Genomic DNA, 15,535 nt, shown 5'->3' with positions numbered 1-15,535 from the left:
CTGGCAGCCAGATGATCTTTTCCAGGCCGAGCAGGCGCTTGAGCTCCTGCTCGGCCTCGGCCTTGCTCACGCCAGGATTGCGGTTCGCGTTCAGCACGCAGCTCTCGGTGATGATGGCCGTGCCCTGACCGTCCACCTCGATACCACCCCCCTCCAGCACGAGGCGGCTGCGCAGCAGCGGCACTCCGCTGAGCGCAGCCATTCGGGCCGCCACCGTGGCGTCGCGGGCATGGGCCTGTTTGCCACCCCAGCCATTGAAGTTGAAGCTCACCGCGGCGCGTTCGCCGCGGCCGTTGCGCACGAAGACGCAGCCGGTATCTCGCATCCAGAGATCGTCGACCTCATGCTCAATCAACTGCACCGCCGGATCGCAGAGCCGCCGGGCCTCGGCCAGATCGGCGGCGCCGACCAGCATCTTGACCGGCTCCACCACCACGATCGCATTGGCGATGCGCGCCAGCGCCTGCAGCACCGGCTCGCGCAAATCACCCCATACCGAGGCATGCCCCGCGAAAGCCATCCAGACCGCGCGGTGCGGCTCGCCCCCCTCGTCGGGCATGCGCCAGGTTTCGGGGCCCAGCGCGGGCTTGGGAGGGGGCGTGGAGCCACCTCCCGTGTCACCGCCTCCACCTCCACCACAGGCGCTCAGCAGGGAACTCATCAGGCCGAGGCCGCCCAGGCCCAGCAAGCTACGTCGCACATTCATCGTCTTCAGGGTTATTACCAGGAAGACGCATTCTTGCGACTTTGATCCATTTACAAAACTGATGTTTATTGGATCAATTCATCAACAAAGCTCATGTTTTATTCAATCACCCTGGGCATAGGCCAGCAGACTGTCGAACACGCCGCGCACCAGCGGTGAGCGCGTTTCGCCCTCGGCGCGGCTGATCCACAGCGATTCCAGCCGCAGGCTGGGATAGGCCTCCAGCCGGCGCAGCCGACCGTCCGCCAGGGCCTCGCTGGCCAGCAGCGACGACAGCAGCGCCAGGCCGCGACCGCGCAAGGCGGCATCCAGCAGCAAGCGCGGATCGTCATAGATGGCCAACTTGCGCAGGGCACCGAAATGCTCGCGGATGAAGGGGCCGACCTGGTCGCTGGTCAGGTCGCTCTCCAGGCACAGCAGGCCGGCCGTGTAGGCCGACGAAACAGGCTCGGGCGGCGGCGCACAGACCGCCACCAGCGCATCGCTCAGCAGCGGCAGCGCCAACAGGCCCGGCTGCCTCAGGGGCTGGGCCGTGATCAGGATGTCCACGTCCAGCTCGTCCACATAGCGGGCACTCTCGTCCACCGAGATGATGGGACACAGGCCGGGATGATCCTGCTGCAGGCGCTCCAGGCGCGGCTGCAGCCAGCCGGTAGCGATGGGCGCCGGGCAGACCACCGTGACGAGCTGGTCGTCCATATAGGTCTCGATGCGGTTCAGCCCCTGGCGCAGCTGGTCCAGGGACTTGCCGACGCTGTCCAGCAGCAAACGGCCGGCCACCGTGAGTTCCACACCGCGCCCCTTGCGGCGAAACAGGGGCTGGCCCAGTTGCTGCTCCAGCTGCGCGATCTGGTGGCTGATGGCCGACTGCGTGAGGCAGAGCTCGTCGGCCGCGCGTGAGTAATTGCCCAGGCGCGCCGCGGCCTCGAAGCCCAGCAGGAACTTGAAAGACGGCAGCTTGGTCCGGGAGCTCATGAGAGGCACAAGGCCAGTGGGCCGCCGTGCTGCCGGCCGGCCCTCAGCCAACCAGGTTGGCCAGGGTCAGCAAGGCCAGCAGCAGCATCCACAGCACCACGGAGCGCCAGACCAGGCCCACCACGCTTTGCAGGTGCCCCAGCACTGGCGCCTGGCCGGGCGTGGAGCCCTGGGCACTGGTGGCCTCGGCATCGCCGCCGGCCTCGAAGGTCTTGCTGCGGTCCGGCGTCACGCCCGGGGCGGCCGAGCCACCCAGCTGCACGCCCAAGGCGCCCGCGGCGGCGGCCAGGATGATGCCCTCATTGGCGTGCAACCACAGCCGGGCGTCGCGGCGCCAGCCGTTCACCGCCTCCTCGAAGTTGCCCACGATGGCAAAGCCGGTGGCGGTCAGGCGCGAGGGCAGATAGTCGATCCAGCCAAAGCTCTGACGCGAGAGCTGCATCAGGCGCTCATTGGTGGGCGCGTCCAGGGTACGGCTCTTGAAGGCCCAGTAGCGGCTGGCGAATTCGGCCATGCGGTAGAGCACCGCGCCCGCCGGACCCAGGCCCAGGGTGGAAAGCAGCACAAACCAGAAGAACACGCCGAACACATGGCGATGCGCCGCGAGCAGGGAATGCTCAATCACATGGCGCAGCAGCTCGCTGCGCGGCAGCTCGCTGGCATCTAGGTGGCGCCACTCGGCCAGCAGGCGTCGTGCCTCCAGCTCGTCCCCCCGCTCCAGCGCCTCACGGATATCGGTGAAATAGTGGCTGAACTGCCGGAAGCCCAGGGTGAGATAGAGCAGCAAGACATCGAGAGCCAAGGCCAGCACCACACTGAACTGACGCAGGGCGATGTACACGGCCGCGGTGAGCAGGGCCGGCCCGATGACGGTAATGGCCCAGACCACGCCGGCATGGTGCTCCCGGCCGGCGTCGAAATTGCGACCGGTCCAGCGGACCCAGGAGATCACGCCGTCATGGATGCGATTGCCATGAGGCAGGGGCTTGAGTTGCTCGCAGATCAGCGCGAACAAGACCGCAAAGAAGTTCATGGGCGGGGATGATAGCCGCGGCCCGGCGCTTGTCGTGAGCAGACGGGGCTCAGGCGCTCAGGAAACGGTAGAGATTGCGCAGCATGGCCGCGGTGGCTCCCCAGATGAAGTACTCGCGCAACACCCCTTGGGCGTCACGCTGTCGCCAGGGCATGGACAGGAACTGACGCTCGCCACCCTCCCAGCGGAAGGTATGCCGCTGGTGGTGGGCTGGATTCATCAGATGGTCCAGCGGCACCTCGAAGGCCTCATCCACCTCGCCAGCATCGAGTGTGAGCGTGAAGTCGGGCCGCACCAGAGCCACCACGGGAGTGACCTCAAAGGCGGTGACCGTGGTGTAGGTGGGGAGTTGGCCGATGACCTCGATCTGTGCGCGATGCAGGCCAATCTCCTCGGCCGTCTCGCGCAGCGCGGTCTCTACCACGCCGCCGTCATCGGGCTCGACCCGGCCGCCGGGAAAGCTGATCTGGCCCGCATGCGAGCGCAGATGCGCCGTGCGCCGGGTCAGCAGCAGACACGTGCCGCTCTCATGCATCACCAGGGGCACGAGCACCGCGGCCGCGGCCGGCTCCCGCTGGGCAAAGCGAGCGCCATCGCCAGCGATCTCGGGCTGCCAGACCGGCGGCGCCCCAAAGCGCTGGCGCAGGGCAGCCGGGCTCAGGGCGGCGGCGGGCACGGCGGGGAGATGGGTATCGACGCCCGTCACGGGCACGGCTTGCGGATTCAGGATCGGCGGGCGGGACATGGGGTGCAAGCTTAAGGCGGAAAACAAAAAACCGCCCCGAGGGGCGGTTTTCTGCGAAGGGAAAGCGGCAATTAAGCCAGCTTCTCCTTGATGCGAGCCGACTTGCCCGAACGCTGGCGCAGGTAGTACAGCTTGGCACGGCGCACATCACCGCGGCGCTTCACTTCGATCGAAGCGATCAGCGGGCTGTACAGCTGGAAGGTACGCTCAACGCCTTCGCCGCTCGAGATCTTGCGGACGATGAAGCTGCTGTTCAGGCCGCGGTTGCGCTTGGCAATCACGACGCCTTCGTAGGCCTGCACGCGCTTGCGGGTGCCTTCAACCACGTTGACGCTGACGATCACGGTATCGCCAGGGGCGAAGGCCGGGATGGTCTTGTTCAGGCGAGCGATTTCTTCTTGCTCGAGGGTTTGGATCAGATTCATGGGGTTTGCACTCCAGGCGATCATGCCGGCGCGGAATTTAAGCCAGGTTGAGGTGGGCAAGCCGCCGGGCACGAGGCCCGCCATCTGCACACCGGTACTGACCTTGTCGCACGCTTGAAACTCAGCGCGCAGCCCGGTAGAGGATCGAAAAGCCCACGATTATAGCGGGCTGTCGGGCTTCGTCAAAGTGGCCAGGAATTTCTCGTCCGCCCGGCTCAGGCGGCCGGCCTGGCGAGCGGCTTCGATCAGCTCGGGGCGACGGGTCCAGGTCAGGGCCAGGGAACGCTCGCGGCGCCAACGCGCGATCTGGGCGTGGTGCCCGGAGAGCAGCACCGGCGGCACCGGCAGAGCCTCGCCATCGGGCGTGTGCAGCAGCTCGGGGCGGCTGTAGTGCGGACAGTCAAGCAGGCCGTCCGAGAAGCTGTCCTGCTGGTGGGAAGCCGCGTCATTGAGCACCCCGGGCTGCAGGCGCGCGATGGCGTCCAGCAGGGCCAGGGCCGGCAGTTCGCCGCCGGAGAGCACGAAGTCGCCCAGGGTCAGCTCCAGCGTGACGTGGCGGTCCAGAAAGCGCTGGTCCATGCCCTCGTAACGGCCGCAAAGCAGCACGGCGCCAGGGCCGGTCGCGAGCTCCTGCACCAGGGCTTGGTCGATGCGACGGCCCGTGGGGCTGAAATGGATGATGGCGGGCGCCGCCTCTGCGCTCTCCGTCAGGCGCTGGGCCTTGACCGCAGCCAGGGCGCGCTCCAGCGGCTCGACCAGCATCACCATGCCGGGGCCGCCGCCATAGGGGCGATCGTCCACGCGGCGGTAGTTGTCTTCGGCGTAGTCGCGCAGCTGCCACAGGCGCACATCGACCTGGCGGCTCTCGAAGGCGCGGCGCGTCACGCCCACGCTGAGATGCGGCCCGAAGAGTTCGGGGAAAAGCGTGATCAGGTCGAAGCGCATCGCGACGGCAGACCGGCGGCCGCGGTCAGCGGCGCGGGCTTCAGTAGTCCAAGCCCCAGTCGACGGTGATGCGCCGCTCGGGCAGGCTCACCTCATCGACAAAGGCCGAGACAAAAGGCACCAGGCGCTCCTGGTCGGGCTTGACCGGCTGGGGCAGGCCCGGCGGTGCGATACGCAGCACGCTGTGGGGACCGGTGTCCAGCAGGCCCACGACCTCGCCCAGCAGCTCGCCCTGACGGTTGTGCACGGCCAGGCCGATCAGATCGACCCAGTAGTACTCGTTCGGGTCGGCCTTGGGGAAGGCGGAGCGAGAGATGAAGATGCGAGCGCCGCGCAGAGCTTCGGCCGCATTGCGATCCGCGACGTCTTCGGCCTGGGCCACAATGCCCTCGCCGTGTTCGCGCACCGACAGAATCTTGAGAACCGATGGCAAAGGCTTTGCCACCGGTTTGCCCTCGGGCGGCTGGAGAAACCAGCGCCGGGAGGAAAAAAGCGCCTGGGCATCGGTGGAATAAGACTGGATCTTGACCCAGCCCTTGATGCCCCAGGCATCAAGCACGCGCCCGACTTCGACAGCGTCCTCGGGCCAGGCCAGAGGATCGCGCTCTTGGGAGGATGCGGCTTGCTTCAGCACCGTGATTTAGGCGGCAGCCTTCTTGGCCTGCTCGACCAGACGAGCGGCGGTGGGCGACAGCTGGGCGCCGACGCCGGTCCAGTAGCTGACACGATCCAGGGCCACGCGCAGGCTTTCGGCAGCGCCGGAAGCCACGGGGTTGTAGAAGCCCACGCGCTCGATGAAGCGGCCGTCACGGCGCTGCTGGCTGTTGGCCACGACGATGTTGTAGAAGGGGCGCTTCTTGGAGCCGCCGCGTGCGAGTCGAATCACGACCATGATGAATCCTTTGATGATCTCTAAAGCGTTCCACCGCACCAGGAGACACTCAGGGCGAGCAGATCGAAAAACCCGGGGCTGAAAAACACCCCAAGCAAGGTTTGGCACCGTAGATACGCCTCTCGCCCACAAGACTCGCGCCAGCCGAAATACCCTGGGATGATTCCCCGCATCCGGCTTTTTGACCGCGGCTTGCGAACAAGCGACCAGCACCAAAATCCGGCATTATAAACTCAGACAACCCTAACGCCAGAGTCTTTATGACGCCCCCTGCCCTGCTGATACGGTCCAGCACCGCGGCCGACCTGCCCGCCATCCAATCCATCTATGCCCACGCGGTACTTCACGGCACCGGCACCTTCGAAACCGAGGTGCCTGATGAGCAGGAAATGGCTCGTCGACGCCAGGAGGTGCTGGGGCGCCAGCTGCCCTGGCTGGTCGCTGTGCGCGGTGAGCAGGTGCTGGGCTATGCCTATGCCAACTATTTTCGCCCCCGCCTGGCCTACCGCTTCTGCGTGGAGGACTCGATTTACCTGCACCCCGAGGCCCAGGGCCAAGGCGTGGGCCGCCTGCTGCTGGCCGAGCTAATCAGCCGCTGCGAGGCCGCCGGTGCCCGCCAGATGCTGGCCGTCATTGGTGACGCCGAGAACAAGGGCTCAATTGGCGTGCATACCGCGCTGGGCTTCGAGCACACCGGTGTGCTCAAGAGCGCCGGCTGGAAGTTCGACCGCTGGCTCGATGTGGTGCTGATGCAGCGCCAGCTGGGTCTGGGCGACCAGAGCAGCCCCGAATGAGCGACCACAGCGTGACGAGCCGCAAGTCCAAAACCGTCAGCACCTGGCTGGCTTTGCTCTTGGGCAGCCTGGGTCTGCACCGTTTCTACCTGTACGGTCTCAAGGACCTATGGGGCTGGTTGCACATTCCGCCGACCTTGCTGGGCTTGCAAGGGCTGCAACGCATGGAAACACTGGGCCAGGACGATCGCCTGAGCTGGCTGCTGATGCCCATGCTCGGGCTGAGCCTAGCTGCGGCCATGCTCAGCGCCATCATCTATGGGCTCACCCCCGACGAGAAGTGGCAGGAGCGGTACAACCCCGGGCTGCCGGGGCGCCCGAGCGGCTGGGGCGCCATCATCGGTGTGGTGCTCAGCCTGCTGATTGGGGGCGCCGTGCTGATGAGCACCATCGCCTTCAGCGCACAGCGCTACTTCGAGCTTCAGGCAGAAACTGCGGCGTCGGCCGGCGACGCCCAACACCCAGCCCCCGCCCAGAAATGAAACAACCCGCAGGCCGCCACTCGGCTTGCGGGTTGTAGTGCGGCGCTGCGGGCAAGCGGATCAAGATCCGCCTGCCGCAGGCCTGAAGCCTCAGCGCTGAGCGATGGGCTTGACGTCGCGGGCAGCTGCACCGACGAAGAGCTGGCGCGGACGGCCGATCTTGTACTCGGGATCGCTGATCATCTCGTTGAGCTGAGCGATCCAGCCGACCGTGCGGGCCAGGGCGAAGATGGCGGTGAACAGCGGCACGGGGATACCGATGGCGCGCTGCACGATGCCCGAGTAGAAGTCCACGTTCGGGTAGAGCTTGCGGGCCACGAAGTACTCGTCTTCCAGCGCGATCTTCTCCAGCGACATGGCCAGCTTGAACAGCGGGTCGTTCTGCAGACCCAGTTCGTTCAGCACCTCGTGGCAAGTCTCGCGCATCAGCTTGGCGCGCGGATCGTAGTTCTTGTAGACGCGATGGCCGAAGCCCATCAGCTTGACGTTGCTGTTCTTGTCCTTGACCTGCTTGATGAACTCGCCGATCTTGGCCTCGCCACCCATCTGCTGGATGTCGGCCAGCATGTTCAGGCAGGCCTCGTTGGCACCACCGTGAGCCGGGCCCCACAGGCAGGCCACGCCGGCGGCGATGGCAGCGAAGGGGTTGGTACCCGAGGAGCCGCACAGACGCACGGTCGAGGTGCTGGCGTTCTGCTCGTGGTCGGCGTGCAGGGTGAAGATACGGTCCATGGCGCGCACCAGCACGTCATTGGGCTTGTAATCCTCGCAGGGCGTGGCGAACATCATGCGCATGAAGTTGCCGGCGTACGAGAGATCGTTCTTCGGGTAGATGTAGGGCTGGCCGATGGTGTACTTGTAGGCCATCGCGACCAGGGTCGGCATCTTGGCGATCAGGCGGATGGCCGCAATCTCGCGATGCTCGGGGTTATTGATATCGGTGCTGTCGTGATAGAAGGCCGACATGGCGCCCACCAGACCGGTCATCACGGCCATGGGGTGAGCGTCGCGGCGGAAACCACGCAGGAAGAACTGCATCTGCTCGTTGACCATGGTGTGCTTGGTCACGCGCTCGACGAACTGATCCTTCTGGCTCTGGTTCGGCAGCTCTCCGTACAGCAGCAGATAGCAGGTTTCCAGATAGTCGCAGTTCACGGCCAGCTGCTCGATGGGGTAGCCGCGGTACAGCAGCTCACCCTTGTCGCCATCGATGTAGGTGATGGTCGAGTTGCAGGACGCCGTCGACAGGAAGCCCGGGTCATAGGTGAACTTGCCCGTCTGCGCATAGAGCTTGCGGATGTCGATCACATCCGGACCCACCGAACCCTTGTAGATGGGCAGGTCCATGCTGGGGCTGCCGTCCGTGAACGACAGGGTGGCTTTGACGTCAGAGGGGGTCATGGGCATTCCTTATGACTTCTTGGGATTCGTTTACGAAGGCGTCCTGAGCAGACCCAGGACTTCTTGCACATCGGGACGGTCGAGCTCGCCCTCGGGCTCCTTGCGGCGCAGCAGCAGATCCATCAGATCGTTGTCCGACAGTTCCATGAGCTGGCGAAGACCCTCGGCCTGGAACACGGTCAGGCTGCTCTCGTGCTTCTGGAAGAAGCGCTCGATGAAGAGATCGTTTTCCAGCAAGCCGCGCCGGCAGCGCCACTTGAGCTTGGAAAGCGAACGCTCGTCGATGAGCGCGTCGGGAGCAGCGTGAACCATGTGTGCGAGGTGCAATGCGACAGGATCAGACGGCGCGACGCACCATCAGTTCCTTGATCTTGCCGATGGCCTTGGTGGGGTTCAGACCCTTGGGGCAGACATCGACGCAGTTCATGATGGTGTGGCAGCGGAACAGACGGTAGGGGTCTTCCAGATTGTCCAGGCGCTCACCCGTGGCCTGGTCGCGGCTGTCGGCGATGAAGCGGTAGGCCTGCAGCAGACCGGCGGGGCCCACGAACTTGTCGGGGTTCCACCAGAAGCTGGGGCAGCTGGTCGAGCAGCTGGCACACAGGATGCACTCGTACAGACCGTCCAGCTCCTCGCGCTCCTCGGGCGACTGCAGACGCTCCTTCTCGGGCAGCGGGTTGTCGTTGATCAGGAAGGGCTTGATCGAGTGGTACTGCTTGAAGAACTGGGTCATGTCGACGATCAGGTCGCGCACGACCGGCAGACCCGGCAGCGGCTTGAGCACGATGGTGCCCGGCAGCGTGCGCATATTCGTCAAGCAGGCCAGGCCGTTCTTGCCGTTGATGTTCATCGCGTCCGAACCGCAGACGCCTTCGCGGCAGCTGCGGCGGAAGCTCAGCGTGGGATCCACGGCTTTGAGCTTGACCAGGGCGTCCAGCAGCATGCGCTCATGGCCATCGAGCTCGATCTCGATGGTCTGCATATAGGGCTTGGCGTCCTTGTCAGGATCGTAGCGGTAGATCTGGAAAGTGCGCTTCATGTCTTGGCTCTCAATCCTTGCTGCTTAGAACGTGCGGACCTTGGGCGGCACGGACTCGACGGTCAGCGGCTGCAGGTTCACAGGCTTGTACTCGAGGCGGTCGCCTTCGGAGTACCACAGGGTGTGCTTCATCCAGTTCGCGTCATCGCGGTTGGGGTAGTCGTTGTGGGCATGGGCACCACGCGACTCCGGACGGGCGGCGGCCGAGATCATGGTGGCCTTGGCGGCCTCGATCAGGTTCTCGACTTCCAATGCCTCAACGCGGGCGGTGTTGAAGACCTTGGACTTGTCCTTCAGGCCGATGCTCTTGACGCGCTCGGCCACTTCCTTGATGCGAACCACGCCCTCGTCCATGCTGGCCTGGGTGCGGAACACGCCGGCGTGCTTCTGCATGGTCGAACGGATGTCGTTGGCCACATCCTGGGCGTACTCGCCACTGCTGGCGGACTCCAGGCGGGCCAGACGCTCCAGCGTCTTGTCGGCCGCGTCCTTGGGCAGTTCCTTGTGCGACTTGGTCTTGAGGTTGAAGTCGACGATGTGGTTGCCGGCCGCGCGGCCAAACACCACCAGGTCCAGCAGGGAGTTGGTGCCCAGGCGGTTGGCGCCGTGCACCGACACGCAGGAGCACTCACCCACGGCGTAGAGGCCGTTGATGATGTCGTTGTGCTTGCCGTTCTTGGGCACAACCACCTGGCCGTGCACATTGGTCGGAATGCCACCCATCTGGTAATGGATGGTCGGCACCACGGGAATCGGCTCCTTGGTGATGTCGACGTTGGCGAAGTTGTGGCCGATCTCGAACACCGAGGGCAGGCGCTTCATGATCGTCTCGGCACCCAGGTGGGTCATGTCCAGCAGCACATAGTCCTTGTTGGGACCGCAGCCGCGACCTTCCTTGATCTCCTGGTCCATGGAGCGCGAGACAAAGTCACGCGGTGCCAGGTCCTTCAGGGTGGGCGCATAGCGCTCCATGAAGCGCTCGCCATTGGCATTGCGCAGGATGGCGCCCTCGCCGCGGCAGCCTTCGGTCAGCAGCACGCCCGCGCCGGCCACGCCGGTGGGGTGGAACTGCCAGAACTCCATGTCCTCCAGCGGGATGCCGGCGCGCGCCGCCATGCCCAGACCGTCACCGGTGTTGATGAAGGCATTGGTGGAGGCCGCGAAGATGCGGCCGGCGCCGCCGGTGGCCAGCAGCACGGTCTTGGCCTGCAGGATGTGGACCTCACCGGTCTCCATCTCCAGCGCGGTCACGCCCACGGCATCGCCGTCGGCGTCGCGGATGATGTCCAGCGCCATCCACTCGACGAAGAACTGGGTCTTGGCCTTGACGTTCTGCTGGTACAGGGTGTGCAGCAGGGCGTGACCGGTACGGTCGGCCGCGGCGCAGGCGCGTTGCACCGGCTTCTCGCCGTAATTGGCAGTGTGGCCGCCGAAGGGACGTTGGTAGATCGTGCCGTCGGCATTGCGGTCGAAGGGCATGCCGAAGTGTTCGAGCTCGTACACGACCTTGGGCGCCTCACGGCACATGAACTCGATCGCGTCCTGGTCACCCAGCCAGTCCGAACCCTTGACGGTGTCGAAGAAGTGGTAGTGCCAGTTGTCTTCCGACATATTGCCCAGCGAGGCACCGATACCACCCTGGGCGGCCACGGTGTGCGAGCGGGTCGGGAAGACCTTGGACAGCACGGCCACATTCAGGCCGGCCAGCGAGAGCTGCAGCGAGGCGCGCATGCCGGACCCGCCGGCACCCACGATCACCACGTCAAACTTGCGCTTTGCGAGCGTCGATCCAATTTGCATTTTCAAATTCTCCACAGCACCTGGATCGCCCAGCCGGCGCAACCCACCAACCACACCAGCGTGAACACCTGCAGCGCCAGGCGCAGACCCACCGGCTGCACATAATCCATCCAGATGTCGCGCACACCCACCCAGGCGTGATACGCCAGGGAAATGATCGTGACGAAGGTCAGCAGCTTCATCCACTGCGGCGCGAAGATCGCGGCCCAGTGGTCATAACCCAGCTCGCCGGGCATCAGGAAGCGAGCCAGCAGCACAAGGGTGAACAGGGCCATCAGCACGGCGGTGATGCGCTGGGCCAGCCAGTCACGCAGCCCGTAGTGGGCGCCGACGACCAGGCGTTTGGAGCCGAAGGTACTCATTTGGGTAGACCTCTCGTTTCTTGAAATCAGTACAGGCCGAACAGCTTGGCCGCCACCAGCGCCGTCAGCACCAGGCTCAGAGCCAGGGTGATCACGGCCGAGGACTTGCCCTGCTCCTTGCTCACGCTGTGGGTGGCGTCCATCCACAGGTGGCGCACGCCGGCGATGAAGTGGTGCAGATAAGCCCAGGACAAGGCCAGCACCACCAGCTTCACAAACCAGGCCGGCACAAAGCCGATACCGGCCACGAAGGCATTGGTGAAGGCCTCGTAGGAAATCTCGGAGCTCAGACTGTTGTCAAACATCCAGAGGATGAAGGGCAGCAGCAGAAACATCAGCAGGCCGCTCACGCGGTGCAGGATGGATACAAAGCCGGCTGCCGGAAGGCGGTAGGTTCGAACATCGGTGAAGAGGTTGATGTTCCGATAGACCGGTCGCTTTTTGGTAGCGCTTTGGGTGGCGTTCGTCATGTCCGACCTTGTGTAATCAACGTGAAACCAATCGATTTTATTGCAATGCAATACAGACTCTGGCGGTAGCGTGCGCCATGCACACACCACGATTGCCGCAAGACTCAGTTCAGCTCATTGCGGTAGAAGTGGGCTGCCGTGCTGTAAAGCCCGCGCCTGAACTCCACCGGCTTGTCCCCATAAGTGAAGGAAAGACGCTCCACACTCAGCAAAGGCGCGCCAACCGCCACTTTCAGCAACTCCGCCGTTTCGGCATCAGCCGCAACAGCACGTATCTTCTCCTGGGCGCGAATCATGTGCACCCCGAACTCCGCCTCGAACAGACCGTAGAAGGGGCCGCGATGTTGCTCCAGCCGCTCGGCCGTCAAACCCTTGAACAAGGCACCCGGCAGCCAGATATCGTCCAGCACCACCGGCAGCCCCTTGCTGTGCAACAAGCGACGCACTTCAATCATCGCATCGCCCGATCTCATCTGCAGTTGTCGGGCTATTGCCGCAGGCGCGCGCTGCCGGCGGCAATCCAGCAACTGCCGCCCCAGCGACTCCGACCCCTCGTCCGGCACGAGACGCAGAAAGCGGTACTGAATCTTTTGCTCGGCGTGAGTGGCGACGAAGGTGCCCTTGCCTTGACGCCGTACCAGCACACTCTCGGCCGCCAGCTCGTCCACAGCCTTGCGCACCGTGCCCTGGCTGACACCGAATCGCGCCGCCAGCTCCAGCTCGCTGGGAATGGCCTCCCCCGCCTTCCACTCACCAGCCTGCAAGCCGCCAATGATCAAGCCCTTGATCTGCCGATACAAGGGGCTGAAGGATGGGGCCCCCTCCGCACGCGCGGTGTCACGCGCGGTGTCGGCAGGGAGATGCGGCGAAGCTGGCATGGCGCGAATTGCAACACAGCCCAGCGCATCAAGTCCACTAAAGTTGACTAATGTCTTGTATAAGACATAAGACGAACAAAAAGTCCAAACCCGGCGCATAATCACGCGCTACAGCCACCGGGCATGCGATCCGCGTTGACAGAGCTCGGGCAACCCCTCGGACTGTCCTAAACTCGCGGGCGCAGCCACCCCGGCCAATTCCGCCGGCGGCGACGGGCTCGACAAACCGAATCCTTCACTTCTCTCGGAGCTTCCACATGAGCAACAAGAAACCCGTTCGCGTCGCCGTTACCGGCGCCGCCGGCCAGATCGGCTACGCCCTGCTGTTCCGCATCGCCTCGGGCGAAATGCTGGGCAAGGACCAGCCGGTGATCCTGCAACTGCTGGAGATCCCGGACGAGAAGGCCCAGAACGCGCTCAAGGGCGTGATCATGGAGCTGGAAGACTGCGCCTTCCCGCTGCTGGCCAGCATCGAAGCCCACAGCGACCCGATGACCGCCTTCAAGGACACCGACTACGCCCTGCTGGTCGGCGCCCGCCCGCGTGGCCCCGGCATGGAGCGCGCCGACCTGCTGGCCGCCAATGCCCAGATCTTCACGGTCCAGGGCAAGGCCCTGAATGCCGTCGCCTCGCGCAATGTCAAGGTGCTGGTCGTGGGCAACCCCGCCAACACCAATGCCTACATCGCCATGAAGTCGGCCCCGGATCTGCCGGCCAAGAACTTCACCGCCATGCTGCGCCTGGACCACAACCGCGCTGCCTCGCAGATCGCCGCCAAGACCGGCAAGGCCGTGGGCTCGATCGAGAAGCTGGCCGTGTGGGGCAACCACTCGCCCACCATGTACGCCGACTACCGCTTCGCCACCATCGACGGCCAGGGCGTCAAGGCCCTGATCAACGATGAAGAGTGGAACCGCAACACCTTCCTGCCCACCGTGGGCAAGCGCGGCGCCGCCATCATCGCCGCCCGCGGTCTGTCCTCCGCCGCCTCGGCCGCCAATGCCGCGATCGACCACATGCGCGACTGGGCCCTGGGCACCAACGGCAAGTGGGTCACCATGGGCATCCCGTCCAAGGGCGAGTACGGCATTCCCGCCGAGGTGATGTTCGGCTACCCCGTGACCTGCGAGGGCGGCGAGTACAAGATCGTCGAGGGCCTGGAGATCGATGCCTTCTCGCAAGAGTGCATCAACAAGACCCTGAATGAACTGCTGGAAGAGCAGAACGGCGTCAAGCACCTGCTGTGATCCCGCTCGCCTGAGCGAAAACATGACTGGCGCCGTCCGTCATGTTTCTTCACACTGAGAGGGCCAGCCACGCTGGCCCTTTTTTTCTGGCCAGGATTTCCATGAGTACCGCCCTGCACCCCAAGCTTGCCCTTTTTGACGAAGGCGATGCCGCTCCACGCCTGCCCGTGGTGGACCACTATTGCGGCGTCGAGGCGCGCATGCGCAAGAGCCTGGAACTGCAGGGCGAGATGGGGCCGGTCTTTGACATCACCCTGGACTGCGAGGATGGCGCCCCCATTGGCGGCGAGGCGGAGCACGTGCTGCTCGTGGCCGAACTGCTCAACAGCGCCGCCAACCGCTTCGGCCGCGTGGGCGCCCGCGTTCACCCGCTGGATCACCCCAGTTTCGAAGCCGATGTGGACGGCCTGATCGCCCGGGCGGGCGAGAAGCTGGCCTATCTGATGCTGCCCAAGCCGCAGAGCGCGGCCGAGGTGGAGCAGGCCATTGCCTTTGTGGATGCCACCCTGGCGCGCAACGGCATCCGCAAACCACTGCCCCTGCACACACTGATCGAGACCCATGGCGCGCTGCGCGAGGTCTGGCAGATTGCGGCCCTGCCCCGCATCGAGTCGCTGTCCTTCGGCCTGATGGATTTCGTCTCGGCCCACCGCGGCGCCATCCCGCGCGCAGGCATGAGCCTCCAAGGCCAGTTCAGCCACCCGCTGGTGCTGCGCGCCAAGCTGGAAATTGCCGCCGCCAGCCACGCCCATGGCAAGACGCCCTCACACTGCGTGGTCACGGAATTCAAACATCCCAGCGCCATCCAGGAGGCTGCCCAGCGCGCAGCCCGCGAGCTGGGCTACACCCGCATGTGGAGCATCCACCCCAACCAGATCCGGCCCATCATCGACGCCTTCGCCCCGAGCACGGCCGAGATTGATGAGGCCATAGACATCATCCATGCCGCCCAGGCCGCCGCCTGGGCCCCCATCCAGTACCGCGACGTGCTGCACGACCGCGCCAGCTACCGCTACTACTGGCAGCTGCTGGAACGGGCCCACCAGACGGGCCAGCCCCTGCCCATCGAGGTGGAACGCGACTACTTCGCCCCACCTCTTGCGGGTAATGCATAAGAGCCAACGGGCGGGACATGCCGTAACAATCGCCCAGCTGCACGCCGCGGCAACGCCATCAACTGGCGCTACATTGCCGCACAAGTTTTCACCCTATCGGGGCGCCCGCCCCTGATCGCCATGAAGTTCGCATCCCTTCTGACTTTCGTGTTGAGCGCCACCTGCGCCAGCGCCACCCTGGCACAGACTCCCGCCGCCCCGAAGCCCGGCAACAGCAGCGTCAAGC

At 64.9% G+C, this 15,535-nt stretch carries 19 protein-coding genes; 4 read left to right on the top strand and 15 right to left on the bottom strand.

The genetic code is table 11. The features are described 5' to 3' along the window. The 8 genes from ACK5F2_RS03685 to rpsP form a co-directional block, all read right to left on the bottom strand. Positions 1-706, bottom strand: a 706-nt coding sequence (locus ACK5F2_RS03685) for an agmatine/peptidylarginine deiminase (RefSeq protein ID WP_409862872.1), incomplete at its 3' end; no start/stop codon positions are given. A gap of 102 nt (positions 707-808) precedes the next feature. Further along, positions 809-1,681, bottom strand: coding sequence for a LysR family transcriptional regulator (locus ACK5F2_RS03680; RefSeq protein WP_409862870.1), 873 nt, complete (start codon positions 1,679-1,681; stop codon positions 809-811). Between the two features lie 43 nt (positions 1,682-1,724). Continuing rightward, positions 1,725-2,714, bottom strand: a complete 990-nt coding sequence (locus tag ACK5F2_RS03675; RefSeq protein WP_409862868.1) for a CobD/CbiB family protein — start codon at positions 2,712-2,714, stop codon at positions 1,725-1,727. Positions 2,715-2,763: 49 nt separating this feature from the next. Then, the gene (locus tag ACK5F2_RS03670) at positions 2,764-3,459 is read right to left on the bottom strand and encodes a CoA pyrophosphatase (RefSeq protein WP_409862867.1); all 696 of its coding nucleotides are present in this window, start codon (positions 3,457-3,459) and stop codon (positions 2,764-2,766) included. A 71-nt stretch (positions 3,460-3,530) separates the two neighbouring features. Next, entirely contained in the window at positions 3,531-3,884 is a 354-nt protein-coding gene (gene rplS, locus ACK5F2_RS03665; RefSeq protein WP_133604921.1) for a 50S ribosomal protein L19, read from the bottom strand. 159 nt (positions 3,885-4,043) lie between these two features. Beyond that, positions 4,044-4,829: a tRNA (guanosine(37)-N1)-methyltransferase TrmD gene (trmD, locus tag ACK5F2_RS03660; RefSeq protein WP_409862866.1), complete on the bottom strand. Its 786-nt coding sequence runs from the start codon at positions 4,827-4,829 to the stop codon at positions 4,044-4,046. 40 nt (positions 4,830-4,869) lie between these two features. Beyond that, positions 4,870-5,463: a ribosome maturation factor RimM gene (gene rimM, locus ACK5F2_RS03655; RefSeq protein ID WP_246030867.1), complete on the bottom strand. Its 594-nt coding sequence runs from the start codon at positions 5,461-5,463 to the stop codon at positions 4,870-4,872. Between the two features lie 6 nt (positions 5,464-5,469). After that, a complete protein-coding gene (rpsP, locus tag ACK5F2_RS03650; protein ID WP_133604692.1) occupies positions 5,470-5,721 on the bottom strand; it encodes a 30S ribosomal protein S16 in 252 nt (83 codons plus the stop codon). Positions 5,722-5,981: 260 nt separating this feature from the next. On the opposite strand from rpsP, the gene ACK5F2_RS03645 reads away from it, so the two are divergent. Then, entirely contained in the window at positions 5,982-6,515 is a 534-nt protein-coding gene (locus tag ACK5F2_RS03645) for an N-acetyltransferase family protein (RefSeq protein WP_409862864.1), read from the top strand. After that, the gene (locus ACK5F2_RS03640; protein WP_409862863.1) at positions 6,512-6,997 is read left to right on the top strand and encodes an NINE protein; all 486 of its coding nucleotides are present in this window, start codon (positions 6,512-6,514) and stop codon (positions 6,995-6,997) included. Before ACK5F2_RS03645 ends, ACK5F2_RS03640 begins: the two co-directional genes overlap by 4 nt. Positions 6,998-7,087: 90 nt before the next feature. Here ACK5F2_RS03640 and gltA read toward each other — a convergent pair whose 3' ends face one another. The 7 genes from gltA to ACK5F2_RS03605 all read right to left on the bottom strand — a co-directional run bounded on the left by gltA (position 7,088) and on the right by ACK5F2_RS03605 (position 12,947). Continuing rightward, on the bottom strand, positions 7,088-8,398 hold the full coding sequence (gene gltA, locus ACK5F2_RS03635; protein ID WP_409862862.1) for a citrate synthase: 1,311 nt from the start codon (positions 8,396-8,398) through the stop codon (positions 7,088-7,090). Between the two features lie 30 nt (positions 8,399-8,428). Continuing rightward, on the bottom strand, positions 8,429-8,710 hold the full coding sequence (locus ACK5F2_RS03630; RefSeq protein WP_409862861.1) for a succinate dehydrogenase assembly factor 2: 282 nt from the start codon (positions 8,708-8,710) through the stop codon (positions 8,429-8,431). Positions 8,711-8,735: 25 nt separating this feature from the next. Further along, positions 8,736-9,437 (bottom strand): succinate dehydrogenase iron-sulfur subunit, encoded by a 702-nt coding sequence (locus tag ACK5F2_RS03625; protein ID WP_409862859.1) that lies wholly within the window; start codon positions 9,435-9,437, stop codon positions 8,736-8,738. Between the two features lie 24 nt (positions 9,438-9,461). Beyond that, on the bottom strand, positions 9,462-11,237 hold the full coding sequence (gene sdhA / locus ACK5F2_RS03620) for a succinate dehydrogenase flavoprotein subunit (protein ID WP_409862858.1): 1,776 nt from the start codon (positions 11,235-11,237) through the stop codon (positions 9,462-9,464). A 2-nt stretch (positions 11,238-11,239) separates the two neighbouring features. Continuing rightward, a complete protein-coding gene (gene sdhD / locus ACK5F2_RS03615) occupies positions 11,240-11,599 on the bottom strand; it encodes a succinate dehydrogenase, hydrophobic membrane anchor protein (protein ID WP_409862856.1) in 360 nt (119 codons plus the stop codon). Positions 11,600-11,625: 26 nt separating this feature from the next. Further along, positions 11,626-12,069 carry a succinate dehydrogenase, cytochrome b556 subunit gene (gene sdhC, locus ACK5F2_RS03610; protein WP_409862854.1) on the bottom strand — a complete coding sequence of 148 codons (444 nt, stop codon included), beginning with the start codon at positions 12,067-12,069 and terminating at the stop codon, positions 11,626-11,628. 104 nt (positions 12,070-12,173) lie between these two features. Further along, complete coding sequence (locus ACK5F2_RS03605) at positions 12,174-12,947, bottom strand: GntR family transcriptional regulator (RefSeq protein WP_409862873.1); 774 nt, start codon at positions 12,945-12,947, stop codon at positions 12,174-12,176. A gap of 257 nt (positions 12,948-13,204) precedes the next feature. Here ACK5F2_RS03605 and ACK5F2_RS03600 point away from each other — a divergent pair, with 257 nt between their 5' ends. Together ACK5F2_RS03600 and ACK5F2_RS03595 are read left to right on the top strand one after the other, a co-directional pair. After that, the gene (locus ACK5F2_RS03600; RefSeq protein WP_409862852.1) at positions 13,205-14,194 is read left to right on the top strand and encodes a malate dehydrogenase; all 990 of its coding nucleotides are present in this window, start codon (positions 13,205-13,207) and stop codon (positions 14,192-14,194) included. Positions 14,195-14,295: 101 nt separating this feature from the next. Next, positions 14,296-15,309, top strand: a complete 1,014-nt coding sequence (locus tag ACK5F2_RS03595; RefSeq protein ID WP_409862850.1) for an HpcH/HpaI aldolase/citrate lyase family protein — start codon at positions 14,296-14,298, stop codon at positions 15,307-15,309. Positions 15,310-15,535 lie beyond the last annotated feature (226 nt).

This window comes from Roseateles sp. (assembly GCF_046300915.1).
Lineage (GTDB): Bacteria > Pseudomonadota > Gammaproteobacteria > Burkholderiales > Burkholderiaceae_C > Kinneretia.
Note: the sequence above shows the minus strand (reverse complement) of the source record. Positions and strands in the feature narration are given on the sequence as shown.